The 25433-nt window shown below is 66.0% G+C and carries 21 protein-coding genes and 2 pseudogenes; 8 read left to right on the plus strand and 15 right to left on the minus strand.

The window, feature by feature from the left end; genetic code table 11:
- Positions 1-23 precede the first annotated feature (23 nt).
- Positions 24-851, plus strand: a complete 828-nt coding sequence (locus ACSQ3Q_RS21030) for an HAD family hydrolase (RefSeq protein WP_436136271.1) — start codon at positions 24-26, stop codon at positions 849-851.
- A gap of 58 nt (positions 852-909) precedes the next feature.
- Here the strand turns inward: ACSQ3Q_RS21030 and ACSQ3Q_RS21035 are convergent, their stop codons facing one another.
- Positions 910-3000, minus strand: coding sequence for a hypothetical protein (locus tag ACSQ3Q_RS21035; protein ID WP_436136272.1), 2091 nt, complete (start codon positions 2998-3000; stop codon positions 910-912).
- 498 nt (positions 3001-3498) lie between these two features.
- On the opposite strand from ACSQ3Q_RS21035, the pseudogene ACSQ3Q_RS21040 reads away from it, so the two are divergent.
- A pseudogene (locus ACSQ3Q_RS21040) lies at positions 3499-3670 on the plus strand (HAD family hydrolase); the annotation flags it as partial.
- Between the two features lie 120 nt (positions 3671-3790).
- Here ACSQ3Q_RS21040 and ACSQ3Q_RS21045 read toward each other — a convergent pair.
- The 5 genes from ACSQ3Q_RS21045 to ACSQ3Q_RS21065 all read right to left on the minus strand — a co-directional run bounded on the left by ACSQ3Q_RS21045 (position 3791) and on the right by ACSQ3Q_RS21065 (position 8542).
- Positions 3791-4942 carry an ROK family transcriptional regulator gene (locus ACSQ3Q_RS21045; RefSeq protein ID WP_436137045.1) on the minus strand — a complete coding sequence of 384 codons (1152 nt, stop codon included), beginning with the start codon at positions 4940-4942 and terminating at the stop codon, positions 3791-3793.
- A gap of 140 nt (positions 4943-5082) precedes the next feature.
- A complete protein-coding gene (locus ACSQ3Q_RS21050; RefSeq protein WP_436136273.1) occupies positions 5083-5535 on the minus strand; it encodes an RbsD/FucU family protein in 453 nt (150 codons plus the stop codon).
- Between the two features lie 152 nt (positions 5536-5687).
- Positions 5688-6494: an ATP-binding cassette domain-containing protein gene (locus tag ACSQ3Q_RS21055; RefSeq protein WP_436136274.1), complete on the minus strand. Its 807-nt coding sequence runs from the start codon at positions 6492-6494 to the stop codon at positions 5688-5690.
- On the minus strand, positions 6494-7453 hold the full coding sequence (locus ACSQ3Q_RS21060) for an ABC transporter permease (RefSeq protein WP_436136275.1): 960 nt from the start codon (positions 7451-7453) through the stop codon (positions 6494-6496). Before ACSQ3Q_RS21060 ends, ACSQ3Q_RS21055 begins: the two co-directional genes overlap by 1 nt.
- Before the next feature lie 81 nt (positions 7454-7534).
- Positions 7535-8542, minus strand: coding sequence for a sugar ABC transporter substrate-binding protein (locus tag ACSQ3Q_RS21065; RefSeq protein WP_436137046.1), 1008 nt, complete (start codon positions 8540-8542; stop codon positions 7535-7537).
- Between the two features lie 135 nt (positions 8543-8677).
- On the opposite strand from ACSQ3Q_RS21065, the gene ACSQ3Q_RS21070 reads away from it, so the two are divergent.
- Complete coding sequence (locus ACSQ3Q_RS21070; protein ID WP_436136276.1) at positions 8678-9802, plus strand: PfkB family carbohydrate kinase; 1125 nt, start codon at positions 8678-8680, stop codon at positions 9800-9802.
- A gap of 75 nt (positions 9803-9877) precedes the next feature.
- Here the strand turns inward: ACSQ3Q_RS21070 and ACSQ3Q_RS21075 are convergent, their stop codons facing one another.
- Together ACSQ3Q_RS21075 and ACSQ3Q_RS21080 are read right to left on the minus strand one after the other, a co-directional pair.
- Entirely contained in the window at positions 9878-11557 is a 1680-nt protein-coding gene (locus ACSQ3Q_RS21075; RefSeq protein WP_436136277.1) for an NYN domain-containing protein, read from the minus strand.
- An 85-nt stretch (positions 11558-11642) separates the two neighbouring features.
- Complete coding sequence (locus tag ACSQ3Q_RS21080) at positions 11643-12605, minus strand: Bug family tripartite tricarboxylate transporter substrate binding protein (RefSeq protein ID WP_436136278.1); 963 nt, start codon at positions 12603-12605, stop codon at positions 11643-11645.
- A gap of 229 nt (positions 12606-12834) precedes the next feature.
- Here ACSQ3Q_RS21080 and ACSQ3Q_RS21085 point away from each other — a divergent pair, with 229 nt between their 5' ends.
- Positions 12835-14085, plus strand: coding sequence for a GGDEF domain-containing protein (locus ACSQ3Q_RS21085; RefSeq protein ID WP_436136279.1), 1251 nt, complete (start codon positions 12835-12837; stop codon positions 14083-14085).
- 24 nt (positions 14086-14109) lie between these two features.
- Here the strand turns inward: ACSQ3Q_RS21085 and ACSQ3Q_RS21090 are convergent, their stop codons facing one another.
- A complete protein-coding gene (locus ACSQ3Q_RS21090; RefSeq protein WP_436136280.1) occupies positions 14110-14541 on the minus strand; it encodes an Lrp/AsnC family transcriptional regulator in 432 nt (143 codons plus the stop codon).
- A 121-nt stretch (positions 14542-14662) separates the two neighbouring features.
- Between ACSQ3Q_RS21090 and ctlX the strand changes: the two are divergent.
- Positions 14663-15594 (plus strand): annotated as a pseudogene (gene ctlX, locus ACSQ3Q_RS21095) (citrulline utilization hydrolase CtlX).
- A 195-nt stretch (positions 15595-15789) separates the two neighbouring features.
- Here the strand turns inward: ctlX and ACSQ3Q_RS21100 are convergent.
- Positions 15790-16134, minus strand: a complete 345-nt coding sequence (locus tag ACSQ3Q_RS21100; RefSeq protein ID WP_436136281.1) for a hypothetical protein — start codon at positions 16132-16134, stop codon at positions 15790-15792.
- 373 nt (positions 16135-16507) lie between these two features.
- Here ACSQ3Q_RS21100 and ACSQ3Q_RS21105 point away from each other — a divergent pair, with 373 nt between their 5' ends.
- Genes ACSQ3Q_RS21105 through ACSQ3Q_RS21115 form a run of 3 tightly spaced genes read left to right on the plus strand, consistent with a single transcriptional unit; the run spans position 16508 to position 19267 of the window.
- The gene (locus ACSQ3Q_RS21105; protein WP_436136282.1) at positions 16508-17530 is read left to right on the plus strand and encodes an ABC transporter substrate-binding protein; all 1023 of its coding nucleotides are present in this window, start codon (positions 16508-16510) and stop codon (positions 17528-17530) included.
- A complete protein-coding gene (locus ACSQ3Q_RS21110) occupies positions 17527-18414 on the plus strand; it encodes an ABC transporter ATP-binding protein (RefSeq protein ID WP_436136283.1) in 888 nt (295 codons plus the stop codon). Before ACSQ3Q_RS21105 ends, ACSQ3Q_RS21110 begins: the two co-directional genes overlap by 4 nt.
- Positions 18407-19267 carry an ABC transporter permease gene (locus ACSQ3Q_RS21115; protein WP_436136284.1) on the plus strand — a complete coding sequence of 287 codons (861 nt, stop codon included), beginning with the start codon at positions 18407-18409 and terminating at the stop codon, positions 19265-19267. The genes ACSQ3Q_RS21110 and ACSQ3Q_RS21115 overlap by 8 nt, the downstream gene beginning before the upstream one ends.
- Positions 19268-19393: 126 nt before the next feature.
- Here the strand turns inward: ACSQ3Q_RS21115 and ACSQ3Q_RS21120 are convergent, their stop codons facing one another.
- The 5 genes from ACSQ3Q_RS21120 to ACSQ3Q_RS21140 form a co-directional block, all read right to left on the minus strand.
- Positions 19394-19783, minus strand: coding sequence for a 4Fe-4S binding protein (locus ACSQ3Q_RS21120; protein WP_436136285.1), 390 nt, complete (start codon positions 19781-19783; stop codon positions 19394-19396).
- The gene (locus tag ACSQ3Q_RS21125) at positions 19780-21438 is read right to left on the minus strand and encodes an FAD-dependent oxidoreductase (protein WP_436136286.1); all 1659 of its coding nucleotides are present in this window, start codon (positions 21436-21438) and stop codon (positions 19780-19782) included. Before ACSQ3Q_RS21125 ends, ACSQ3Q_RS21120 begins: the two co-directional genes overlap by 4 nt.
- A 96-nt stretch (positions 21439-21534) precedes the next feature.
- Positions 21535-23346, minus strand: coding sequence for a twin-arginine translocation pathway signal protein (locus ACSQ3Q_RS21130; RefSeq protein ID WP_436136287.1), 1812 nt, complete (start codon positions 23344-23346; stop codon positions 21535-21537).
- 68 nt (positions 23347-23414) lie between these two features.
- On the minus strand, positions 23415-24596 hold the full coding sequence (locus ACSQ3Q_RS21135) for a sigma-54 interaction domain-containing protein (protein ID WP_436136288.1): 1182 nt from the start codon (positions 24594-24596) through the stop codon (positions 23415-23417).
- A gap of 234 nt (positions 24597-24830) precedes the next feature.
- Positions 24831-25334 (minus strand): hypothetical protein, encoded by a 504-nt coding sequence (locus ACSQ3Q_RS21140; RefSeq protein ID WP_436136289.1) that lies wholly within the window; start codon positions 25332-25334, stop codon positions 24831-24833.
- Positions 25335-25433: the final 99 nt, after the last annotated feature.

Genomic DNA, 25433 nt, shown 5'->3' on the forward strand with positions numbered 1-25433 from the left:
AAGACACCCATCTGGCCCCCGATATGACAACCTTGAGCCCACTTGCGCGATGGGTCGCTCCTTCCTCGCTGTTCGGGATCATGACCGACATCGACGACACACTAACCACCGACGGCGCCATCACGCCAGACGCCTTGCAGGCCATGGCTGACCTCAAAGCCTCGGGCCTCGCAGTCATTTCCATCACCGGTCGTCCGATTGGCTGGTGCGAGCCCTTCATGGCGGCTGGCCCTGATGCCGCCTGGCCCGTGGATGCGATGGTCGCGGAAAATGGCGCTGTGGCGTTTGTTCACGGCACCAGTTCCCAGGGGCCGCTGACCAAGCTCTATCAGCAGGACGCCGCCACCCGGCGCGCCAACCAGGCGCGCATGCGCGACATCGCGGCGCTGGTGGCGGCGGAGGTGCCCGGCGTCACCTTGAGCCATGACAGCGATGGACGCGAGACGGACATTGCGTTTGACTACGCCGAGTTTGCCCGGCACACGCCAGAGACAGTGCAACAGATCCTCGCCGTGCTGCAGCGCGTAGGCATGCAGACCACCGTGAGCAGCATCCACATCCACGGCTGTTTTGGCGATTTCAACAAGTGGCTGGGCGCCTGCTGGATCGTGCGTGAGCTATGGGGCCGGGACTTGGCGCAGGAGCTGGACCGCTGGGTGTTTGTCGGCGACTCGGGCAACGACCAGGCGATGTTCCAGCACTTCACGCACAGCGTCGGTGTAGCCAACATCGCGCGGTTTGTGCCGCAACTCCAGCACCTGCCGCGCTACGTCACCGAAGGCGAACGCGGCGCCGGGTTTGCCGAAGTGGCGCGAGCGATTCTGGTTGGAGGGGAGAGCGGGGGGCGGTGATTATGAAACGTACAGGTGGGATTCTTCAGTCAAAATGCCGCTCCGCGCTGGTGCATAACTAGCGCGGGTTCGGCAGACGTGGATCGTAAGATTGATATGGAAAGAATGCCGCTCCCTTTTTTATTAGCTCTCTACTAGCCTCTGCCAAGGTGGAACTCAGAAGCTCTGCCCCTCCCCACTTTATCTGAGTGCCGATTGGACAGGTAAATTTTAATCTCAGCTCACCACTATCGCGCGGCCGCATACTAAAGCCTCCACTGAAAGCGTAGGTGCGCATCTCGCCACCTCGCGACAGAAATACGCGTGGAGGCAGAGGCGATTTTGGGTTTTCCGGACGGGAGTAACTCACTTCCACATCCCGACAAGCACTTGGAATAATCCCGCGCAATTGCAACCTGATCCGCCATATTGCTTCATATACTTCCTCACTGCCCACCCTCAAACCGGGTGGAATATTAACCGGGACAACTAGTTCGGAAGGGTAGCCAGTAATTATCCACTCATTTTCCCCAATGGATTTCATCCCAATGGAGCTAGCGGCGCCGAATGCATCCCCGTCCAAAACCACAGTGGCAGGGCCAAGCCGATAGGGATCGGGGGAGAGTCTCTCATGCCGCATTGACCAGTTACTGGCCGTTTTATGTGCATAAATAAGCACCGTCATCAAAAAAATTTGCCCAGCCGCCCTCCTCCACTTGAACCTCGCATCACTCGCGGCGTTATTTGATGTCAGCGACAGGCGCACGTCCCGCGTTAGCACCGCCAGACCGACCGAAGCAAGGATAACAAAAAGTGGATCAAGAAATACTCCGTTGTAGCGCGCATTATAAAGTATGGGAAGAAACTGGATAATCATCCCTAATATAAGCGCGAGCAAAGCTGCGCAACAAAAAAGCATCCCTTTGGCTTGCGAAGAGGAGGCTACCAAGTTCGCCTGATACGGACTCTTGTGATCAAGGCTGGGCGGCACGAGTTGCTCAAGAATTGCAATCACTGCCCCACCACCTCGACGCAATGCGGCGTGCAGCAGCAGCAAAACTGCAGCACCAATCAGTATCACCATGGCTTGGCGCTTCCCGCGCCACTCCCGATCTAAGTAATGCTCTGCAGGGCTATACAAAAGCCATGCACGAGCCTTACTGGCAAAGAATTTAATATTGTCCACCAAACTTGTTTGCGCAATCATATGTAGCGCAATATCCTTTTGCCAGCGATCCGCCTCGACCTCCAAATTACCCCGAGTAGCGGGATTAATAGTAGATGCGGTGCGCCCTATGTCATATTGAAAATTGGTATAAAACGGCTCCTCCCCCATATGCAAGGGGTGTACACCATAATACAGACCAGCTCCCGCACCCGTCCCTATACTCCAACTATCAAAATAAATGCCGTTTTTTACTATGACCAATGCAGGGAGTATCAGCGCAAAAAGCATGGCACAAGCAGCACGATGGAAAACCTTTCTTATATATGCTCCAGAAACAAGGAGCAACCTCATTCGCGAGGCGACGTACACGACGAGCAAAAGAGCGAGTACTCCAAGGATGATGTATTGCAGCACTGGACGCGACAAAAGCGTTATCGCCAAACCGAAAGATGCCGTCGCGAACCAGCGGATTCTCGGATTCCCTGAAACGATTGCCTCCACCAGCCCGAAGACAAACAGCAAGAAACCGAACATGTACATAGCCTCCGTCAATACTTGCGGAATGGCATGCAGCAGAGTATGGGAGGTTGCCCATGTACCAGTAGCCGCAACAGCGGCTACGGCGCCTCCCAGCCTGAAGGCAATGCGCCACACTAAATAGATACAAATGAGAAAGAGTGCGCAGTTCGCCAACTTGATTGCGAACTCATTCACTCCCCAAATTGCACTCCATACATAGCCCAAGGGTGCTACGCTGTAGCTCAGAATATCGGTAGTAATAAAATCTAGCGGGTTTTCCAGGAGTTTTCTTCCGGCCGGCAGATAGACCCATTCTGCATCGCTGTTGCGCTTGCCTATCGACTGCACATAAACCTTGCGCAATCCATAGATGGCAATAATGTTTACGAACACTAGCCAGATCCAGATTAAAACTCTCTGCCCAGACGCTTTCTTGAGATTAAAAATATTCCAACGTTTCATTGAGTTTTTAGTCGCCGGCATGGGCACTTCAGCCCCCAAATAAAATTATTGGCCATGAATCCATGCTCCGCGTGTGCGACGAACTCATCAGCCACTTTCCCGGATGCACGCAATCAACCTCTGGCACTACCCCGAAACTGTCGGGTTGCCTGATGTCCTCACTGACATTGACGAGACTCTCGCAACTGGTTGCGCCATTACCCCAGGCGCGATAAAGGCACTCTGGAGTTTAAATTCCTCAGGGTGCAACATCATCCCCATCGCAGGCAGCCCGGCGGCTGGAGCGAGCCTTTCTCGCAGACATGGCCTGTGTCCGATGCCACCGTGGCTGAAACGGTGCAGTGCCTCTTGTTCGGCGGCGATGGTCCCTGGCAAAGCTGTAGAGCAGGATGCGTCCACTCGCCCGCTAATTTCGCGCGCATACAAAGGCGCTTCAGTAAACCCAGCGCGGCGCCCAAACGCCCACCGCGCCACAACTCCACGGATTCGGGGGCCGCGAGACCGTTGGCGACTCCCCCAAACGACCAGCCTATGTTCGAGCATTTTCCGTGCAGCGTGGGCGTGGCAACATTGCGCGGTTGTGCCGCAACTTCAACATCTGCCGCGCTACCTCACCAAAGGCGAGCGCGGGGCGGGGTTTGCCGAAGTGGCGCGGTCGACTCTGGCGGGGCGGGAAGGCAGTGGGCGCTGATTCTGAGGCCTCCTCAGCGCGCATTTGGTAGTCAAAATGGCCTCTAGCGCTTTATCCACAAGCGCCACAAGCTATTAATTTTATAGCAACTCATTTGACGCAGCCCAGCACAGTCCCGCTTCACGCCTTCAAAAAGATCTCCGTATCAGGCGCAAAGCAGGCATGCAGCGGCAGCAGCGCGCCGCCCAGCGCGCGGGCGTCGGAGCCGATGCTGCCGAGCTCCAGTCGGGGCGGCTGGTGCAGGCCTTCCCAGTTGTAGTCGGCCATTGACCGGCGGGCGCCTTCGCACAGCGCCTGGAGCAGCTCGGGTGCCGACGCTCCGTCCAGCACCACGGCATCGAGGTCGAGGAACGCGGTGGCTGACACGATGCAGTGCGCGAGCGCGGCCGCGGCGCTGTCGATCCAGGCGCGGCTGTGCTCGATCCACGGCGCCTGCAGCACTCGCTTGTCGTAGGCGGCCATGGGATCCAACCCGTGGGCACGAAAACGCTGCTCCAGCTCCCACAGCGAGGCCTGGCTGATCAGTTGCGCGGGCGTCTGCCCCGGCGGTGCTGGCGCGAGCGGCAGTGAGGCGACCGCCCCGGCGTTGCCGTGCAGGCCGCGGTGCAGGTGCGAGTTGATGACCAGCCCGCCGCCAATGAAGGTGTCCATGAACAGGTACAGAAAACTCGGGATATCGCGGCCGCGGCCCTGGAGCAGCTCGGCTACGCAGGCGGCCGAGGTGTCCTTGGCAAAGCTCACCGGCAGGTCGGTCATCTGCTGCACCTGCTCGCCCAGGTCCAGGTCATTCCAGGCTTCAGACTGCGCCTCGGTCAGCCCCAGCATGCGGTGCCACCCGCCGATCTGGAACGGTGCGGCCACGCCCACGCCCACGACCCGGGATCGCAGCGGGCCCAGGCCGTCCAGCAGCTGGTTCAGGTGCTGGCGGATGGCAGGCAGCAGCACGTCGATGTCGGGGAATGCGTAGTCGAGCACCACGCGCTCGCGCACGTGGCCGGTGAAGTCCACCAGCAGCCAGTCGGCACTGCGGCGGCCGATCTTGATGCCGATGGAAAACGCGCCGTCGGGGTTCAGGCCGATGGGCACCGAGGGCTGGCCTACGCGGCCGCGCACGGGCGCTTCGCGGCGCAGCAGCTGGTCTTCGTCCAGCCGCGCGGTGATGAGGCCGATGGTCTGCGCCGTGAGGCCCGTGACCCGCGCCATCTCGGCCTTGGCCAGGCTGCCGTGGGTGCGCAGGGCCTGCAGCACGACGCGTTCGTTGAACTGGCGCATCCCCACGTTGTTGGAGCCCCGCTGGCGCAGGCGCACAGGGCCGTTGCCGGCGGCGGCGTGGGGCTCCGGCGCTTCGGCGCTGGTGGTGGGCAGTTCTGCGGAATCTAAGGGAGTCACGGTGGCAACGGCGGAAAGGGGTCTCAAGGCAGCAAAGTGTCGCCGATGACACCCTTGCGCAACAGGAAGTTTCCCCAGGGCTGGGCTTCGCCCGTCACGACAATGGCGTAGGCGCGCTTGACGCGTTCATAGAACGCAAAGCGCTCTATGCCTTCTGCCTGCTCATGCCTCACCCCTTCCCGGGCGAGCACCTGCAGTGTTTCGCGCTGCAGGGCCGATTGATAGGGCGCCTCGGTGCCGCCCACCTGCATGTAGGCCACCGGGTGGGGCACGTCCTGGGCCAGCGGCAGCACGCTGGCCACGGCCTGCATGGCACGCGCCATGCCGATGCCGGGCAGTCGCAACACCGGCTTGCCGGCGCCCAGGCTCATGGCGGTGAAATTGGCGTCGGCCAGCACGATGGCGTCGTCGTGGCCCATTTCGGCCAGGACTTTGAGCAGGTCGGGGGTCAGCAGCGGGTCGATGTTCTTGAGCATGGGGGCGGAGTCACTTCAGGAGTTCAGTGCGCGAAGAAGGACCTTGCGCTGAACAGGCAACGGTCACTTGCGCTGCGGCAGGCGCGCAGGACGGCCTCCCGCGCAAGGGAGGGAGCGAAGGCGCCGCGCACCGCTCGGGCCACCAAAGCACCTCAAGCCAGCACCTCTGCCGGCAGATCAGACGCCTGCATGGCGCCGGTCATCACGGCGACGGTGTCGCTCATGCTGATCTTCTTCGGATTGACCACCGCCGCCCGCTTGCCCAGCCGGGCGATGTGGATGCGGTCAGCGATCTCGAACACGTGGGGCATGTTGTGGCTGATGAGGATCACCGGCAGGCCCTTGTCGCGCACGCGGCGGATCAGCTCCAGCACCATGTTGCCCTCCTTCACGCCCAGGGCGGCGGTGGGCTCGTCCATGATGACCACATGCTGTGCAAAGGCTGCGGCGCGTGCCACGGCCACGCACTGGCGCTGCCCGCCCGAGAGCGTTTCCACTGCCTGCGTCATCGATCGGATGCCGACCTTCAACTCGTTCATGCGCGCCACGCTTTCTTCGAGCATGCGTTTCTTGTCGAGCATGCGCAGCAGGCGGCCTGCGATGCCGGGGCGCAGCAGCTCGCGGCCTAGAAAGAGGTTCTCTGCAATCGTCATGGCCGGGGCCACGGCCAGGTCCTGATACACCGTCTCAATGCCCGCCTTGCGCGCATCGATGGGGCTTTTGAACTGCACCAGCGCACCGTCGAGCAGGATGCTGCCTTCATCCGGCACGGTGGCGCCCGATAGCGCCTTGATCAGGCTGGACTTGCCTGCGCCGTTGTCGCCGATCACGGCCATGATCTCGCCCGCGCGCAGTTCAAAGTCGGCACCGTCGAGCGCCACGACCTGGCCGTAGCGTTTGACCAGGCCCTTGGCCTGCATCACCAGCGGTGCAGATGTAGTGTTTGCGGCGGCGTTCATCAACGCACTCCTTTGCGCGAGAGTTGGTCGGTGGCCACGGCCAGGATCACGAGGATGCCGGTGACCAAAATCTGGTAGACCGAAGACACGCCCATCAACGTGAGCCCGTTGCGGAATACGCCCACGATGAGCGCGCCCACCAGCGTGCCCAGAATCACACCACGCCCGCCGAACAGGCTGGTGCCGCCCAGCACCACGGCGCTGATGGCGTCGAGGTTTTCAGTCTGCCCCGCATTGGGGTCGCCCGCGCCGGTGCGCGCCACCGACAGCAGTGCAGCAATGCCGTAGAAAGCGCCTGCGAGCATGTACACGCCCAGCAGCACCTTGTCGGTCGCAATGCCCGTCAGCCGCGTGGCCTCAGGGTTGTTGCCCACCGCGTACACATGCCGGCCGGGCGCTGTCTCGCGCAAGAAGAACCACATCGCCACGTACAGCGCCAGCATCAACAGCGCCCCCCACACCACGGCCGTGCCGCCGACCTGGAAGGTGTTGCCGAGCATCGTCATGCCGTCCGGAATGTCGGTGATGGTCTGCGCGCCCGAATACAGCTGCGTGGCGGCAAAGGCGATGTTCAGCGTGCCCAGCGTCACGATGAACGGCGGCAGCTTGACCTTGGTGACCAGGAGGCCGTTGACCATGCCGAACAGCGTGGTCACCGCCATGCCGCAGGCAATGGCCACGGGGGCAGACAGCCCATAGTCCGACGCCACCTTGGTCATGACGATCCCGCCCAGCGCCATGACCATGCCGCACGACAGGTCGATGCCCGCGGTCAGGATGACCAGCGTCTGCCCGATGGCGATCACGCCCACGACCATCACCTGCTGCAGGATGAGCGCGAAGTTCTGGCTCGACAGAAATCGGTCGCTCTGCAGCGCAAAGAAACCGCAGGCCAGCAAGAGCGCGATGAAGGGCCCGAGGGTTGCCAGCGGGGGGAGCTTGGAGGCGGTGGTGTTCATGGCAATCGAGGATCCATCAAGTCAATCCGCGCACCGGGCACGGGCCCGGCGCAATAGGGTCACGCGGCTACGCGGCCTGGCTTACTTGGCGCCCCAGCACAGGTCGGTGCCGGTCTTCACGTCCTTGCTGTCCACGCCCGGCAGGGCCTTGGCGGCGATCAGCGTCACGCCGGTGTCGGTGTAGCCGCTGACCTTCTTGCCGGACTTTGCATGTTCGACGCCAGCTGCAACACCCAGGGCGGCCATGCGCAGCGGGTATTGCTGCGATGTCGCGGCGATCACGCCCTTGCCCACATCCGCCACGCCGGCGCAGCCGCCGTCCACCGACACGATGATGGTGCCCTTGTCCTTGCCTGCCGCCTTCAGTGCGTTGTACGCGCCGGCCGCTGCGGGTTCGTTGATGGTGTAGACGAGGTTGATGTCGGGGTTCTTCTGCAGGCAGTTTTCCATGCCGGTCTGGCCCTTGGCGCGGTCGCCAAAGCTGTCGGCCATGCACACCACCTCGGCGGGGCGCGACAGCTCGTTGCTCTTGGCGTCGTTGGCCTGCAGGCCAAAGCCCTTGAGGAAGCCGTTGTGCCGCTGCGCACCCACGGGGTGTCCGGGGAACAGGTCGAGCATCGCGATCACCGGCTTCTTGCCGGCCAGCGCGGCCTTGGCATATTGGCCGATCAGTTCGCCGGCTTTGTAGTTGTCGGTGGCAAACAGCGCGTCGGTCGCGTCGGCGGGCTCGGTGGGGCTGTCGAGCGCAATCACCATCACGCCCTTGGCCTGGGCTTTCTTGATGGCGGGCACGATGGCCTTCGCGTCGCTGGGCGTGATCAGGATGGTGGTGGCGCCCGCGGCGATCAGGTTCTCCATGGCCGTCACCTGGCCGGCGTTGTCGCCGTCGGTCTTGCCCGCGGCGGACACCACCTTGGCGCCGAGCTTCTTGGCCTCGGCCGTCGCGCCTTCCTTCATTTTTACGAAGAAGGGGTTGGTCTCGGTCTTGGTGATCAGGCCGATCACGGGCTCGGCAGCCTGGGCGAGGCCGCAGGCCAGGACACCAGACAGGGCAATGGCGGACAGCACGGAAGCGGGGGCACGTTGAATCACGGTGGTCTCCTTGGAATGGACGGCAAAGCCTGCGCGCCCACACGGTGTGACGCCTCAGGTACACCACTCTTGTCGGGTGGATGGGATCGAACTATAGTCCGATGCAATTTAATAAATCAAGTGGATTTAGTTATGGTTTTCCCTAGCCAAACCGTGTCGGAGGCCGTTCTCTCCTCCAACGAACAAGCCCCGAGCAGTGCGGCTTTACCGGGCGCAGCGACGCCTGCGCAAGTGTCTCGCGCCCTGCAAGTGGCCACAGCCGGCGAAGCCCTCTTCGACCTGATCGAAGAGCCCGATGGCCGCCTGAAGCCGTGCGCGGGCGGCGCGGTCTACAACCTGACGCGTGCACTGGGCCTGCAGGGCGTGGGCACGCTGTACCTGAACCCGTTGTCGGGCGACTTGCTGGGCCGGCAGCTGGCGCAGGGTCTGCACGATGCGGGCGTGGCGCTGGCCGCCCCCGCACCCGTGCGCGAGCCCAGCGCCCTGGCAGTGGCCGCGCTGGATGCCGAGGGCAAGGCCAGCTACAGCTTTTATCGCGACGGCGTGGCCGACCGCCAGGTGACCGCCGACGCGCTCAACGCTGCCTGCACCGCACAACCCGGCCTGCAGGTCGTCGCGACCGGCTGCCTGGCCCTGGTGGCGCAGGACGCAGCCATCTACCTGCCCTGGCTGGCCGCGCAGCGCGCCGCCGGGCGCATGGTGGTGGTCGATGCGAACCTGCGCTTGTCGGCGGTGGACGACGCCCCGGCGTACCGCGCCAACGTGATGGTCGCGCTGCAGCATGCCCACCTCATCAAGGTGAGCGACGACGACCTGGAGGCCCTGGCCGTGCCCGGCGAGACTTCATTGCAGCGCGCCCACCACCTGCTGGAGCGCACCCGCGCCCAGTGGCTGGCCCTGACGCTGGGGCCCGGCGGCGCGTGGCTGTTGCAGCGCGGGGACGAGGCGGTGCATGCGCAAGAGGACGCCCCCCTGGTGGTGGCCGACACCGTGGGCGCCGGAGATTGTTTTCTGGCCGGGCTCATCACCGCGCTGCTGGCGGGGCCGGAGCGGGGCCAGGAAGCCCTGTGCGAGCGCCCCGAGGGCCTGGTCGCCCTGCTGGCCCCCGAGCGCTTGCGCGCCGTGTTGCAGCATGCGTTGGCCAGTGCCAGTCACTGCGTGGAGCAGGTGGGGTGTGTGCCGCCCAGCTACGAGGCGGTGCGGCAACGGCTGACTGATCAGGCCGGCACGCCTGCGATGCAGGCCGCCTCCGCGTAAGACCAGGGCTGCTTGGCTGGCACCGCTTAGCAGCCGCGCGGCCAGGCGTTCAGCCCGGCCGGCGGCTGGCACCGGTCACTCGGCAGGCTTGGTGGTTTTGCCTGCGCTGCGCGGCTTGCGGGCGCGGGGCGCTGCGGTCTTTGCAGCGGCCTCTGGAGTTGCTGCTTCTGCTGCTGCGGCGGCTTTGGGTTTGGCCGACGCTGATCGTGGCTTGGGCGCTGGCTCGGCTTGCGACGCGGCTGCCGGTGCCGCAGAGCCGCCCGCTGCCGCCTTGCGCCCGCTGGTCTTGCGCGCTGCCGATCCGGCACGGCGACTGCGGGGCTCAGGGGTGTCGGTTTCTTCGGCTGCCTCGGCCATCGCGGGTGCTGGCGCTTGGCGGTCGGCATCGTCGGCCCCAAATTGCTGGCCTGAAGCGCCGAACTCGTCCTCTTCATCATTCAACACGGCATCGCGACGCGATGGGGTGTCCACCGAAGCGGGTGCTGGCGTCATCGCCGGTGCAGCCACCGGCTGGCTGAAATAGCTGCGGGTCGGGCGCTCCGGCTGCTCGTCATCCTGCGCATTGCGCGAATGCCGGGTATCACGGGTATCACGGGCATCACGAGAGTCACGAGAGTCACGAGAGTCACGAGAGGGATTTTCATCGCGGGCATCCAGGGCCATGTCGGGCTGCTGGTCGGGATGACCCTCTGCCTGCGCATCGTGGCGCATTTCTGCCTGCTGCGGTGCTTGCGAGCGCCCAGCGCCCTCGCCCCGCCGCCCGCGCGAGCGGCCACCGCGCCCACTGCCGCCACCACCTTCACCATGGCCTGCCGAGGTGTCCGGCACTGACGCCACAGCATGAAAATCATGGCGGAAGTAACCGGCTGCACCGCCCTGCGCCTCAGCACCGCGGCCACCAGCATCCGGCGCACCACCTGCAGCGCCGCCCAGCGAGCGGAACACATACGCTCCGGACCTCTCGTCGCGGCCAAACTCCAGCAGGCCGCGTGCCTGCGCTTCTTCCAGCAAATTGCCGAACGTGCGAAAGCCGTAGTAGCTCTCGCTGAAATCAGGCTTGCGGCGCTTGATGGCTTCCTTGAGCACCGAGGCCCAGATCTTGCCGCTGTCGCCGCGCTCGGACAGCAGGGCCTCGAAGGTCTCGACGGCCAGTTCCACACCCTGGGTGCGGCGCTCGTCCTGGGTTTCCTTGCGGTTGCGCTCTTCCTCCGGGCTGCGGCGTGGGGCGGGGGGATTGTTGTTGCCGGGGTTCTGGCGGCGGGCCTGTGCGCGCTGGTTCTCGCGCACCAGGTCGTCATAGAAGATGAATTCGTCGCAGTTGGCGATCAGCAGGTCCGACGTGGACTGCTTGACGCCCACGCCGATGACCTGCTTGTTGTTCTCGCGCAGCTTCGACACCAGGGGTGAAAAATCCGAGTCGCCGCTGATGATGACGAAGGTGTTGACGTGCGACTTGGTGTAGCAAAGGTCCAGCGCGTCCACCACCAGGCGGATGTCGGCCGAGTTCTTGCCCGACTGGCGCACATGGGGGATTTCGATCAACTCGAAGTTCGCCTCGTGCATGGTGGCCTTGAAGCCCTTGTAGCGCTCCCAATCGCAATAGGCCTTCTTGACCACGATGGAGCCCTTGAGCAGCAGGCGCTCCAGGATGGGCTTGATGTCGAACTTTTCGTACTGCGCATCGCGCACGCCCAGGGCGACGTTTTCAAAGTCGCAGAACAGGGCCATGCTGATGCTGTCGGAGGGGGATGCCATGGTGATATGTGTCCGTTCTGAATGCGGATGCGATCATCACACGGAACCCGACCTACCCCTCCGCAAGCCCCCAAAACGGGACCGCTCAAGCGGGTTTTGCCAGCCCCAATTTTTCAACCAGCGCCTTCTCCCGCGTGAAGGTGTCCTGCGCAAACTTCTTGTACGCCGAAGTGCTCATGTACATGGGCACCATGTCGTAGCGGGCCAGGGCCGTGCGGTAGCTCTCCTGCTCCATGGCCTGCTTGAAGGCATCGTGCAGGCGCTTGACCACCGCGTCGGGCGTGCCCTTGGGTGCGCCAATGCCGAACGGCGAGTTCTGCACCAGGTTCAGCCCCAGCTCCTTGAGCGTGGGCGCATCGGGGAACTTGGCCAGACGCTCGGCGCCCCAGGTGTTGAGCACGCGCAGCTTGCCGGCCTCGACCTGCGGCGCGAAGCCCGTGGAGTCGGCCGCCGCCATGATCTGCCCGCCCAGGATGGATTGCATCAGGTCGGCGCTGCCCTTGTAGGGCACGTGCAGCAGCTCCAGCCCCAGTTGCTGGGCGATGAGCTCCATCGTCAGGTGTGGGCTGGTCATGGTGCCGGTGGAGCCGTAGCTCAGCTTGCCGGGGTTGGCCTTGGCCCAGGCCACGAAGTGGGTCCATGTCTTGAGCGGCGAGTCGGCCGGCACCACCAGGCCGAAGGCATAGCCGGTGACGTTGAGCACGTAGCTGATGTCCTTGACCGGGTCCCAGTTGATCTTGGTGGTGTAGGGCAGGCGGAATACGCCGAGCGGAATCTGCGCCACGGTGTAGCCATCGGCGGCTGCGCCCTGCAGCGCCTGCGCGGGCAGCGTGCCGCCAGCGCCGGGCTTGTTTTCCACGATCACGGTCTGGCCCAGGATCTTGCTGGCGTTGTCGGCCAGCGCGCGCATGGTGATGTCGGTGGGTCCGCCGGCCGGGAAGGCGATCACGAGTTTGATGGGTTTGACCGGAAAGCTTTGGGCCTGCGCCATGAATGCGGGGGTAGCGAGGCTGGCGGCTCCCCATTGGATGATCTGGCGACGTTGCATGGCGGGGCTCCTGGCGAGAAAAAACTCCTATTGAACTGCACCTGCGGCGGCACTGGATCAAGGAAAGCCCGTAGTTGCTGTCGCAAAGGTTGCAGCGGCCGCGCCGAGCCCAACAGCCGGCACCACCAGCCCGGGGTATCGAGGCTGGGGCACTTGCTGTAACCTCAATGGCGCGCACCCGGACGCACCCCTGGACGCACGCCCGGCCGCACGCTCCCCGCGCAAGCCCATGCAGATAACCCCCCTTCCGCACATCTCGCTCTGGCGGGCCGAGTTCACCGACCCGGCCACCGAGCACGCCTACCGCGCCGACGTGCAGCACCGCATGGCGCGCCAGCTGCGCACGGCGCTGTGGGTGTGGGCGGCGCTGATGCTGCTGTTTGCCGTGCCGGACTACCAGGCCCTGGGGCCGAGCCCGGTGTTCTGGACCCTGTTCGCGTACCGCGCCGCGACGGTGCTGGTGTTGTTGCCCACCGCGTACGTGCTGCGCACCCGAACGCATCTGGCGCCGCAGGGTTATGTCGCCATGGGCCTTGAGCTGGCGGGGTTTCCGTTCTTCTTTCTCTTTTTGCTGCTGCGGCCCGAAATGCGCGTCTGGACCGTGGGCATGGTCATGGTCCTGAACCTCAGCCTGTTCATCTTCCTCCCGGGCCGCGTGGTCCTCGGGGCCTGGGTGGCGCTGTTCAGCATCCTGGGCACGGTGGCCACCTCGATGCTGAGAGGGTCCGACCCGGCCCTTGCGCCGGGGCTGGCCATGCTGCTCACGCTGCCGGCCGTCGTGGGCTTTGTCTCGGCCAATCGGCTGCAGCGCGTGCAGCGGCAGGAATTTGTGGTGCGCACGCGGCTGCAGCAGGCCAACGCAGCGCTGCAGGACGAGATTGCGCGCGGGAACGCGCTGCAGGCCGAGCTTCAACGCCAAGCCACCACCGACCCGCTGACCGGCCTGTTCAACCGGCGCGAATTCGGGCGGCGCTTTGCGCTGGATCTGGCGCGCGCCGACCGCGACGGGCATCCGTTTTCGGTCGCGCTGTTCGATCTGGACCACTTCAAGCAAATCAACGACCAACACGGCCATGCTGCCGGCGACGATGTGCTGCGCCATGTGGCGCGCCTGGCCCAGGATTGTTTTCGCAACATCGACAGCGTGGGCCGCATGGGCGGCGAAGAGTTTGCGGTGCTGCTGCCCGGCGCCAGCCTGCTCGATGCCGCGGCGGTGGCCCAGCGGTTTGTCCAGCGGCTGGCGGCCACCCCGGTGGAGCAGGGTGAGCTCACCATCCACCTGACGGCCACCTTGGGCGTGGCACAGCGCCTGCCTAGCGAACGGCTGCTCGACGATGTGCTGCAGCGCGCCGATGCCGCGCTGTACGAGGGCAAACGCGCAGGCCGCCACTGCGTGATGCTGGCCATGCCCCATGGCCCGGCGCGGCGCCATGCCCCGCCCTCCCAGCCCGCTGTCGCTTCGGCCGGACCGGCGAGCTGATCCACACGCGCCCTGCTGGGGGCCTCAGGCCTTGTAGGTGGACAGCAGGATGCTCGTTTCGGTATTGGCAATGCCCGGCGTCAAGCGGATGCGGCCCAGCGCCGCGTCGAAGGCCTCCAGGCTCTCGGCCCGGACTTCGGCCACGATGTCCCAGCGGCCGTTGGTGGTGTGCAGCGTGCCCACCATGGGCTCGCCACGCAGAGCGCGGATGACCTCGGGCGCGGCGTTGCCCTCCACGGCGATGCTCATCCAGGCGCGGATGCGCTGGGGTTCGGAGTCGGGCCGCAGACGCACGGTGTAGCCCACGATGACACCGCCCTCCTCCATCTTGTGCAGGCGGTTCTGCACGGTGCCGCGGGAGACGCGCAGTTTGAGCGCCAGGGTGGCCACGGGCGTGCGCGCGTCGGCCCGCAGGATGCTGAGGATTTCGCGGTCGGTGTCGTCCAGCCTGTTCATAGTGGGCCTTGGGGTGATCAGAACGCCAGATTTTGCTGCATTTCGATCAATTTGAAGTCTTTTGGTTGACCGGTGCTGTGCGGAAAATTCTTGCACCGCCCACCTGCAGCCATCGATCGCCATGCCCTCACCCGCCTCTGCCCAAGCCCCCTCCGCCGTCGTGATGGTCCGTCCCCATCGCTTTCACCCCAACCCGGACACCGCGCACGACAACGCCTTTCAGGCAGTCCACACCACCGCCGCTCCGGACGACATCGCGCGGAAGGCATATGCCGAGGTCACGCAGGCCGCAGCAGAGCTCGAAGCCGCAGCGTGCGCGTGCACCTGTTCGAAGACCTGGGCGAGCGCCACGCACCGGACGCGGTGTTCCCCAACAACTGGTTCTCCACCCACGCCGGCGGCCACGTAGCCGTGTATTCGATGTACGCCGCCAGTCGGCGGCGCGAGCGCCGCAGCGACGTGCTGGACCTGCTCAAGGCCCAGTACCGCGTGCAGGACGTGATCGACTACTCGGGTCTGGAAGCAGACGGCATGTTCCTGGAGGGCACCGGCGCGATGGTGCTCGACCACATCGGCCGCATCGCCTACACCGCGCAATCGAACCGCGCCAACCCGGTGGCGCTGGAGCGGTTTTGCACCCACTTCAACTACGAGCCCATGGCCTTTGCCACGGCCGATGCGCAGGGCCAGCCGTGCTACCACACCAACGTGATGCTCTGCGTGGGCACCAACTTCGCGCTGGGCGGATTCCACCTGATCACCGACCCCGCGCGGCGAGACGCGGTGCGCGAGCGGCTGCGTGAGACCGGCCGCGATGTGGTCGAACTGAGCGCCCAGCAGATCGGCGAATTCGCAGGCAACGCGCTGGAGCTGACCGGTGCTCAGGGGCGCCTGCTGGCGTTGTCGTCGCGCGCTGCGGCGAGCCTGACGGGCGAGCAAAGAGCCGTCATCGAGCGCAGCGCCACACTGCTGCCGCTGGCCGTGCCCACCATTGAGCTGGCCTGCGGCTCGGTGCGCTGCATGCTGGCGGGCGTGCACCTGGCGCGGCGCTAGGCTTCAACGGCCCTGCCGCGCTGACAACCCCGAAGGCGCGGCTTCGGTACGCGTCAACCCCTATTTCTAACCGGAAATATGAATGAAAATGGTGCCTAGCGCTTGATATGTAAGCACTCTTAGCTATATTTTTAATAGCAATGGCATGGGGATGCTCCCCCGCATTCAGGCGGGTTGCCCGCAGCACGCGGCGAACTACGGGCGAGGCACCTCGGTCGTCGTCAGTCGCGCATCGCACCCCACGCCTGCGGCAATCCAGCGCCGGGCCAGCCAGGCCAGCGGCGCTGCAATCCAGCGGTGGCGCAGGCCGGTCACGCTGCCGGGGTCGGCCACCATGCCGCACAGATAGCGCGTCTGCGCGTCGTCCCAGCGCAGCGCTACACACGCGCCATGGCGGCGGCGCGACACCAGCATGCCCAGCGGGCAGGGCTCGGCCAGGCAGCACAGGCCGCAGCCGTTGCAGGGCGCGCCTTCGGCCGGCTTGGGCGGTGCATCGGCGTGCAGCCAGACCACGGCAGGGCGCGGGGTGGAGGGCGTCATGGCGCCATTGTGCCGACCGGGCCGTCTGAAGGTACCCAGGCTCTGGCCCGGGCGTCGCCGCGTGCGGGCTGCTGGCTTTTCAACACCTGGTGCCAAAACACGCAACCGCTGCTGCAAACCCAGCAGCACGGCAACGCCGCACGCATGCATTGATGTGCGGCCACCCCGGCCTTTGCGGGTGGAGGTACGCCCTCGCCTCACAGGCTCGCGCCCAGCGCCCGGCCCATGTGCGATTTCCGCATAAGCAGCCTCGACGCCATGGCACGCGGGTTGCGAAAGTGGCCGGGTCATCGACCGCGGCGGCGGCAACGCCCGGTCTTTGTGAACGGACACACCACCACCCACTGAACCCACTGGAAAGAAGGAACCCCTGATGCTTGATCTGTCGAAACGCTTCCTGCTGGTATCGGCCCTGGCGCTGGGCCTGGCGGCCCCTGCCGCCGCGCAAAAGCTGGAGAAATCCGAAATCCGCTACCAGGGCTGGGCGGGCCAGGTGGTCTGGATCGAACTGGCCGAGGACCTGGGCTACCTCGCCCCGCTCAAGACCAAATGGGTCGGCAACACCATCAGCGGCCCGCAGGACATCCAGGCCGTGGTGACCGGCGATGTGGACGTGGGTGGCGCGTTCTACGGCGCCATCGCCAAACTGGCGGCCAAGAAGGCGCCCATCAAGGCCGTGCTGGGCTACTACGGTTCGGACGACAACACCTACAACGGCTACTACGTCAGGGACGACAGCCCCATCAAGGGCCCGCGCGACCTCATCGGCAAGAAGGTCGCCGTGAACACACTGGGCGCGCACCACGAGTTCATGCTGCGCGAATACCTGGAGCGCGGCAAGATCACCACCGCCGAGGCCAAGCAGGTCACGCTCGTCGCCACGCCCCCGGTGACGGGCGAGCAGGCGCTGCGCCAGGGGCATGTCGAGGTCTCCACGCTGGGCGGCGTGCTGCGCGACAAGGCGCTCGAGCGCGGCGGCATCCGCCCGCTGTTCAAGGACCGGGACCTGTTTGGCAACTTCACTGGCGGCGCACTGGTGCTGCACACCAAGTTCATCGACCAGAACCCCAACACCAGCCGCCACCTGGTGTCGGCGCTGGCGCGCTCCATCGAGTGGGCGCGCAACGCACCGCCGGCTGAAGTGCAGGCGCGCTTCACCAAGATCATCGACGGCCGCAAGCGCGCGGAGAACGCGGATTCCATCCAGTACTGGAAGAGCACCGGCGTGGCTGGCAAGGGGGGCCTCATCACCGACAAGGAGCTGCAGATCTGGATCGACTGGCTGGTGAAAGACGAGGTGATCAAGCCCGGCCAGCTCAAGGCGGCCGACCTGTACACCAACGCGTTCAACCCCTATGCCAACGGCGGCGTGGACAAACTGGCGGCCAGCAAATGAGCAACATCCTCCATCCATATTCCACCGCCACGGCCCCGGCCAAGATCCGCTTCGAGCACGTGACCAAGGAGTTCACCGTGCGCGCCGACGATGGCGGCCCGTCCAAGCGCTTCGTGGCCGTGCAGGACGTGACGCTCGACATCCGCCCCGGCGAGTTCCTGGTGCTGGTCGGCCCGAGCGGCTGCGGCAAGTCCACATTGCTGGACCTGCTCGCGGGCCTCACGCCGCCCACCAGTGGCCAGGTGCTCATCGACGGCAAGGCTATCACCGGCCCTGCGCGGGACCGGGGCGTGGTGTTTCAGCAGTACGCGCTGTTTCCGTGGCTCACCGCGCTGGACAACGTGGCCTTCGGCCTCGAAGTCGCGGGCCTGGGCAAGCGCGAGCGCCGCGAGAAGGCCGCGCACTACCTGCAGCTCGTGGGCCTCTCCGACTTTGCACAGCGCTACCCGCACGAGCTGTCGGGCGGCATGAAGCAGCGTGTGGCGATTGCCCGCAGCCTGGCGTATGAGCCCCAGGTGCTGCTGATGGACGAGCCCTTTGCCGCGCTGGACGCGCAGACCCGCGAGACGCTGCAGGAAGAGCTGGTGGACATCTGGCAGCGCACCGGCAAGACCATCGTGTTCATCACCCACGGCATTGATGAGGCCGTGGTGCTGGGCCAGCGCGTGGCGGTCATGACCACCCGCCCCGGCCGCATCAAGGAAATCGTGGACATCCCCGAGTCGCTGCGCGCCGACACCGACGACATCCGCTCGCTGCCGCTGTTCGGCGAGCTGCGCCACCGCATCTGGGGCCTGCTGCACGACGAGGTCGCGTCCGCGCGCCACGAACGCCGCAGCCGCATCGCTGCCCAACCCGTCATCAAGGAGTCTCACCATGTCTGACATCGCCCTGCCCGTGCAAGGAGCGCAGCTCCCCGCTTCATCTTCCACTCTGCCGACAGCGCCCCAGCTGCCCACGCTCTGGCTGCGCCTGGCGCGCCGCGTGTTCAACGGCGCCTGGCGATCGGGCCTAGTGCTGGCACTCGCTGCGCTGTGGGAGCTGGCGCCCCGGCTGGGCCTGACCGACCCCACATTTTTGCCTCCACTGACCGAAGTGCTGGCCGCAGGCTGGGTGCTGGCGCAAAACGGCCAGCTGTGGGAACACACCTCCATCAGCCTCGCGCGCTCGCTCGGGGGCCTGTCGATTGCCGTCGCGATTGCCATTCCGCTCGGCCTGGCCATTGGCTGGTACCAGCGCCTGGGCCAGGCGGTCAACCCGCTGATCGAGCTGCTGCGCAACACCGCGCCGCTGGCGCTGCTGCCGGTGTTCTTGCTGTTGCTGGGCATTGGCGAGGTGTCCAAGCTGTCCATCGTGGTTTACGCCTGCGCCTGGCCGCTGCTGCTCAACACCATCGCCGCTGTGCGCCAGGTGGACCCGCTGCTCATCAAGTCCGCACGCACCATGGGCGCCACGCCGCGCCAGCTGTTCGTCAAGGTGATCCTGCCCGCCTCGGTGCCCACGATCTTCGTCGGCATCCGCCTGGCTGCTGCTTCGGCCATGCTGGTGCTGATCGCGGCAGAAATGGTGGGCGCGAAGGCCGGGCTGGGCTACCTGATCATCTATGCGCAGTACAGCTTCCTCATCGGCGACATGTACTTCGGCATCATCGCGATCACGGCCATTGGTGTGAGCCTGAACTTCGCTCTGCAAAAGCTGGAGCGGCATTTCACTGCCTGGCAGGGTATGGCGCGCTGAAGCGGTAGTGGCCCGACATTCGTCGGCGTCACCCCAGCAAAAAGGCCACTGCGTGCAAACGCGGTGGCCTTTTTGGTTGGGGTGCAGAGACAGGGGTGCGGGCGCTGCGCACTTGTGCGCTTGAGTTCAGCGCAGCGCGGCGCCCAGCAAGTGGTAGCTCTGGTCCAGCCGTGCGGTGCTGCCGTCGCGCACATCCCAGCCTACGGCGCGGCGGTAGCTGCCCCACAGCGGGGCCGTCGGCTGCGCAGGACTCCCATCGGCCTGGGCCGCGGCAAGCGTTGCCAGGGGCACGGTCTGCGGCGCCACGTACAGCGCGTCCACCGGGCAATACAACTCACACATGAAGCAGGTCTGGCAGTCCGCCTGCCGCGCAATGGCCGGCAGGCCCACAGCGTCCGTGCCCGACGCGGCAGGGGCCGCAGGGGCCACAGGGGCTGCATCAAACACGCGCGTGGGGCACACCGCCACGCAGATGTTGCAGCCCGTGCAGCGGGCAGCGTCAATCAGTTCGATCATGCTGCGGCCACCTCACGCTCGGTGGAGGTGCCACGGCCAGCCGGCTGGCGAGCCACCCACACCTGCGGCAGCCCGCCCACCACCACATGGTGCTGCTGGGCTGGGTCCAACTGCGCAAAGTCGGTGCGGCGGTGCATGCCCCGCGTCTCGGTGCGTGCCAACGCGCTGCGGTACATCCAGCGCGCGTGGGCCAGGAGGGCCACGGCCTGGCGCGTGCGGCGCTGTGCTTCCGGCAAGGCCGGGGCACTGCGCTCGGCCTGCGCCCATAGCGCGTCCAGGCGCTGCAGCGACGGCTCCAGCCCATCGCGGCTGCGAAACCAGTTGCGCTTCAGCGGGAAGACTTCGGCCTGCACGGCCGCCACCAGGGCTTGCGGGTCAATGCGCTGCGTCGCGGTCGCGGTGCTGACGTGCGAGCGCGCCGCCGCCAACCCCACCTGCCCCGCACGCCAAACCGGCGCGGCGGCAGGCCTGCTGCGATGCGCCAGTGCGTGGTCGGCCGCCCCGGCCCCGGACCAGAACCCGGTGGACAAGGCCCAGGCCGCGTTGTGGCTGCCGCCGCCAGTGAAGCCCCCGCAAATGGGCTCGCGCGAGGCCACGTCGCCCGAGGCGTACAGCCCCGGCACGCGCGTTGCGCAGTCGAGCCCCTGCAACTGCAGGCCGCCGGTGCCACGCACGGTGCCTTCGAGCCGCAGGGTGATGGGAAACGGCTGGGTGAAAGGGTCCTGACCCAGCCGATCAAAAGGCAAGAAGAAATTGGGCTGGGCCTGCCGCATCCAGGAGCGCACCGCACCATCGGCCTTGTCGAGCACGGCATACACCGGCTCGCTGATGAGGCGCCGCGCAATGATGCTGCGGCCTTGCGAAGAGCCCGCGCCTTCGATCACGGCACCGCCCGGCTCGCGAAAAGTCGCCCAGTTGTAGAACAGCGATTTGGTCACGCTGGAAAACGTGGGCCCGAGGCCGTAGGCGCTCGAGAACTCCATGCCCGAGAACACAGCGCCCGCCTCGGCCGCCATCAGGTGGCCGTCGCCGGTGAGCACGTCCGTGCCCAGCGCCTTGCTGAGGAAGGCACAGCCACCGCTGGCCAGCACCACAGCCCCTGCGTGCACCGCCCAAGGCGTGTCGCCCGGCTCGGCCACGCCGGTGGCACCGCGCACCCGGCCGTGGGCATCTACCAGCAGTTCGAGCGCGGGGTGGTGATCGAGGATGCGCACCCCCGCCGCCTTCACCCGCTTGCGCATCAGGCGCATGTATTCGGGGCCCTGCAGCGAATTGCGCCGCTCGTTGCCCGCATCGTCCACCGGGAAGGGGTAGCCCCAGTCGGCCAGCTGCTGCAGGTTGTGCCAGGTCTGGTCCAGCACGCGGTCCATCCACTCGTGGCTGGCCAGAAAGCCGCCCGGTGCCTCGCGCTGCGCCTTGGCAGCGGTGCGGGCCTGCAGGTCGGGCGGCACCCACCACGTGCCGGTGCCCGAGGGTGCGGTGGCACCCGAGGTGCCGCAAAAGCCCTTGTCCACCAGGATCACACGCGCCCCGCGGGCTGCAGCGGCAATGGCGGCCCAGGTGCCGGCCGGGCCGCCGCCGATCACCAGCACATCGGCTTCGTGGGTGGGGTGCGCCAGGCGCTCGGCGCGGCGGGTGTCGAAGGTTTCAGTCATGAAAAACTCCAAGGGGGTGAAACAAGAACGGACTGCGCACGACGGCAGACCGCCGCTGCCGTGCCCGCCACACGGACTACGGCAGCGGCGGGCGCATCAGATCGTGATGCGGGTGCCGTCGAAGCGTGTGAACGAGAAGCCCTCGAACGGCTCGCGGAAGGTCTGCTTTTGTTCGCGCAGCAGACTGATGACCAGGGCCTCGCCCTGCGCATAGGCGGCAGCGGCATCGGAGCGCCAGTGGATGCCGGCAGCCGTGCGGCCCGAGCCGTAATTCAGCGCCAGCTTGTTGAGCTCGCCCCCCACGGTGAGCGCCGGGCCTTGGTACGGGATGAGCCGCGTGGGGTCGCTCGGATCGGGCTGCACCGGGTTGGCGATGACCAGGGATTCGTCGTAGAAGGCCTTGAGCAGCGTGGCGGTGACGGCCGCGATGATGGCCGCGCCGCCGGGGTAGGACGAATGAATGGGCGCGCCCTCCGGGTACACCTGCGGCAGCAGGTAGGTGCCGTTCTTCGCGCGGCTGCGCTCCAGCGCCTGCGAGCCCAGAAAGGACTCATGGATCGGGTACTCATTGACCCGGTTGGCCAGGCGGTGGTGCACCAGCCCGCCAAACGCCTCGGGGCGCAGGATGCGCTGCTCGTACCACTTCTGGTAGTAGTTGACGCGGATGGCCAGCGATGTGGCCAGCGACAGCACCGACTGGAAGTAGGCCGAGCCAAAGGTGCCCGAGGCACCGCCGCTGGTCTTGAGCTTGAGGTACGGATTGCTCGGCGCCAGGCTTTTGTCGCCCGCAAACAGCCCGCCGTAGCCCGGCTGCGCCGCCGACAGCGGTGTCCCCAGCAACTGATTGGCCGCAAAGCTGAACGCCACCGCCGCATGCGCGTAGGCCGCCAGGTCGCGCGTGGTGGCGATGTAGCGCAGCGTGGGGTCGAACGCAATGCGCCCAGCGGGGGCCTTGCCGTTCTGCACGTTGAGCCACTCGTCGTAGCCCGTGAGGAACTCGTTGGCCGGTGTGTAGGTGCGGATGCGGGCCGACAAGGTTTGCGGGCCCAGGGGCACATCGCGGTACAAAAACTGCGAAATGTAGGGCCCGTCGGTCACGCCGGGCGGGGTGGCCCAACGGCCAGTGCGCCCCGTGCGGTCGTTGCTGTCCACATACCACGCCGCGCCACGGAACAGCGTCTGCGGCGTCACCTTGCCGTTGACTTTGGGGCCGTGAAAGTCCGGCGCACGGCTGAGTTCATCGGCTGCGGCAATCACATCGGCGTGCCGCGTGCCGTCCTGGAACTCGCTGAAGGGCACGTCGCGCAGCAGCGCCACCCAGTAGATCTCGGCGGCCTCGCCCGCACGCTGCGTGCCCGCCAGCGTGGGCGCAGGCGGCAGCGAAAACTGGGCGGCATTGAGGCCGTCCAGGCTCACCGCCAGGGTGCCGATGGGGTTGACCAGCTTGCGTGTGCCGCCGAGCACGATCTTCTCAAAATCGGCCGGGTCGCGCGATGCGAACGCGGCCGTGGCCAGGTTCCAGGCGGGCAGGTCCACCTCGCCGCGGGCATTGTGGGGCAGGCCCCGGGTGTCCGATCCGATCTTGTTGGCATACAGCGCATCGTCGCCGTTGACAGGGTGCGGGGGAATCGGCACGGCCGCGCTGGCGCGCGCGAGGTCGATGCGGACCTGCTCGGTGCGGCGTACAAACTGAGCGTCGTAGCCCGCAGCGGCTGCGCCCCCGGCACCTGCCGATTGCGCCTGTGCGGCGGCGCTGCCCGCCAGCAAAGCAGGCGCCACCGCGGCGCCGCCGGCCAAGCCCCCCAGGCCGGCCAGGCCAGCACCCGCCTGGCCCAGAAACTGGCGCCGGGGCGAGCTGTGCGGGGCGCCGAGGGTCGGCGCTGCGGGTTGTGATTCAGATGGATGCATGATAACTCCCTGGGTTGTTGTGATGGCGAATGGATGAGCGGCCGCGGCGCGCTTCGGCGCGTTGCGGCTCACTGCGCGTAGCGCAAGTGGCCGGGCGTTGAAGAGGGGACCGGAAGGGGCCGAGGGCTGCTCGCAAGCGCAGGTTCGGCCAACAGGCCGTGGCGCTTGAGTAGGGTGCGCAAGGTGTTGCGCGTCACCCCCAGCAGCCGCGCCGCCTGCACCTGGTTGGCGTCGGCTTGTTCGAACACACAGCGCACGAGCGCCGCCTCCACCGACTCGAACAGCCGGGGGGCGCCCTGCTCCACCAGGCTCTGCAACGCGGCCTGCAGCGATTCGGTGGCGGACGATGGTTGTGGCAGCCGCCCTGCGGCGTGAACAATCGCCTGAACAGGCGTGGGCAAAAGCGCGGGCACCAGCCGCAGGTCACCGGGCTCGATCACGCCCCGATGCGCCACGATCAGCGCGAAGTGCACGACGTTTTCCAGTTCGCGGATGTTGCCGGGCCAGGCGTACGACAGCAGTGCCTGCTGTGCGGCCGCCGACAGCTGCGCGGGTGGCTGCCCCAGGCGCTGCGCATACAGGGCCATGAAATGCTGGGCCAGCGGCAGGATGTCACCGGGGCGTTCGCGCAACGGCGGAAGCGCCACAGGGGCCACATTGAGCCGGTAGTACAGGTCCGCGCGGAAGTGTTGCGCCTGGACGGCGCGCGCCAGGTCGATGTTGGTAGCGGCCACCAGGCGCACGTCCAGTGCCACGGGCTTGCGCGAACCCAGGCGCACCACCTGGCGCTCCTGCAGCACACGCAACAGCTTCACCTGCAGCGACTGCGGCAGGTCGCCGATCTCATCCAGAAACAGCGTGCCGCCCTGCGCGGCCTCAAACCATCCGGCGCGTGCCTGCGCAGCCCCGGTGAAGGCCCCGGCTTCGTGGCCAAACAGCTCGGCATCGATCAGCGACTCGCTGAAGGCCCCGCAATTGACCGCCACAAACGGGCCGCTGCGGCCGCTCTGCTGGTGGATGTGGCGCGCGATCAACTCCTTGCCCGTGCCGGTTTCCCCGACCACCAACACCGAAGCATCGCTGCGCGCAATGCGGTCTACGTGGTCCAGCAGTTGGGCTGAGCGCGGGTCGCGAAACAGCAGCGCCTTGGCGCGGATCGTTGGCGCGGCCCCGACAGGCGCATCGGGCAGCGTGAGCAGGCACTGGGACGGGGGGCCTGCGGCCGCTGGCGAGGGCGTGAAGCTGGACATGGGCGCCAGACTACGGCGCGCTCACCGCTTTGCGAACGCAGCATTCCGCATGTGGATATGCGGGAAATACCAGCGGGCAGTCCACGCACCAATGCGCTTAAGGAACTGCTGCGCAGGGCCTCAACGAGGGATGGTGCAGGCAAAAAAAAGGCCCCGCGTTGCCAGGCAATGCGGGGCCAATCCGATCGATGAAGATCGGGGGAGGGAGACAAGCAATCGGGAAACAGGGCGCGATCAGCAGCCCAAAGGACGGTTCGGGCGCATCGGGATGACACCGGTCACGCGCAGGGTGGCGTTCGAGCCGTCGGTGGCGGTCAGCACCTTGTTGCTGAAGCGGATCTGGTTGCTTTCGCGGACCACGGCGGTGTCGGTCGGTTCGCCGCTCGCGTATTCCTTGCTGTCGAAGGTAATGAAAGCTTGGTGCAGGCCGGTAGCGTCCGGACGGTAGCGCAGGTCGCCAAAGGCCAGGGCGGCCGATCCGACCTTGCCGATACCGTCAAAGTTGAACGCGCACAGTTCTGGAACGGAACCCACGGGGTTTTCCTTGTCCACGTCAGAAATGTTGATCGTGCCGTTGCCGTACACGCCATTCAGACCGGCGACCGTGGCGCTGGTGACGGTCAGCACGCCGGGCTCATTGCTCGGCGTCGGGTCGTCATCGTTGCCGCCACCGCCGCAAGCGACGAGCAACACGGAAGTAGCCGCGAGGGCAACACAGGTTTTGAGCATGGAGTTCATGGTGATGGGTGTCCGTAGGAGTTGGTAGAGCTTTGCGGGGCCGCTGCGCCACGTGGCGCCAACCCCTGCACTGCATCCTAGGAAACCCCCACCACGCAA

It is taken from the genome of Acidovorax sp. LjRoot129 (assembly GCF_964253765.1).
In the GTDB taxonomy this organism is placed as follows: domain Bacteria; phylum Pseudomonadota; class Gammaproteobacteria; order Burkholderiales; family Burkholderiaceae_C; genus Acidovorax.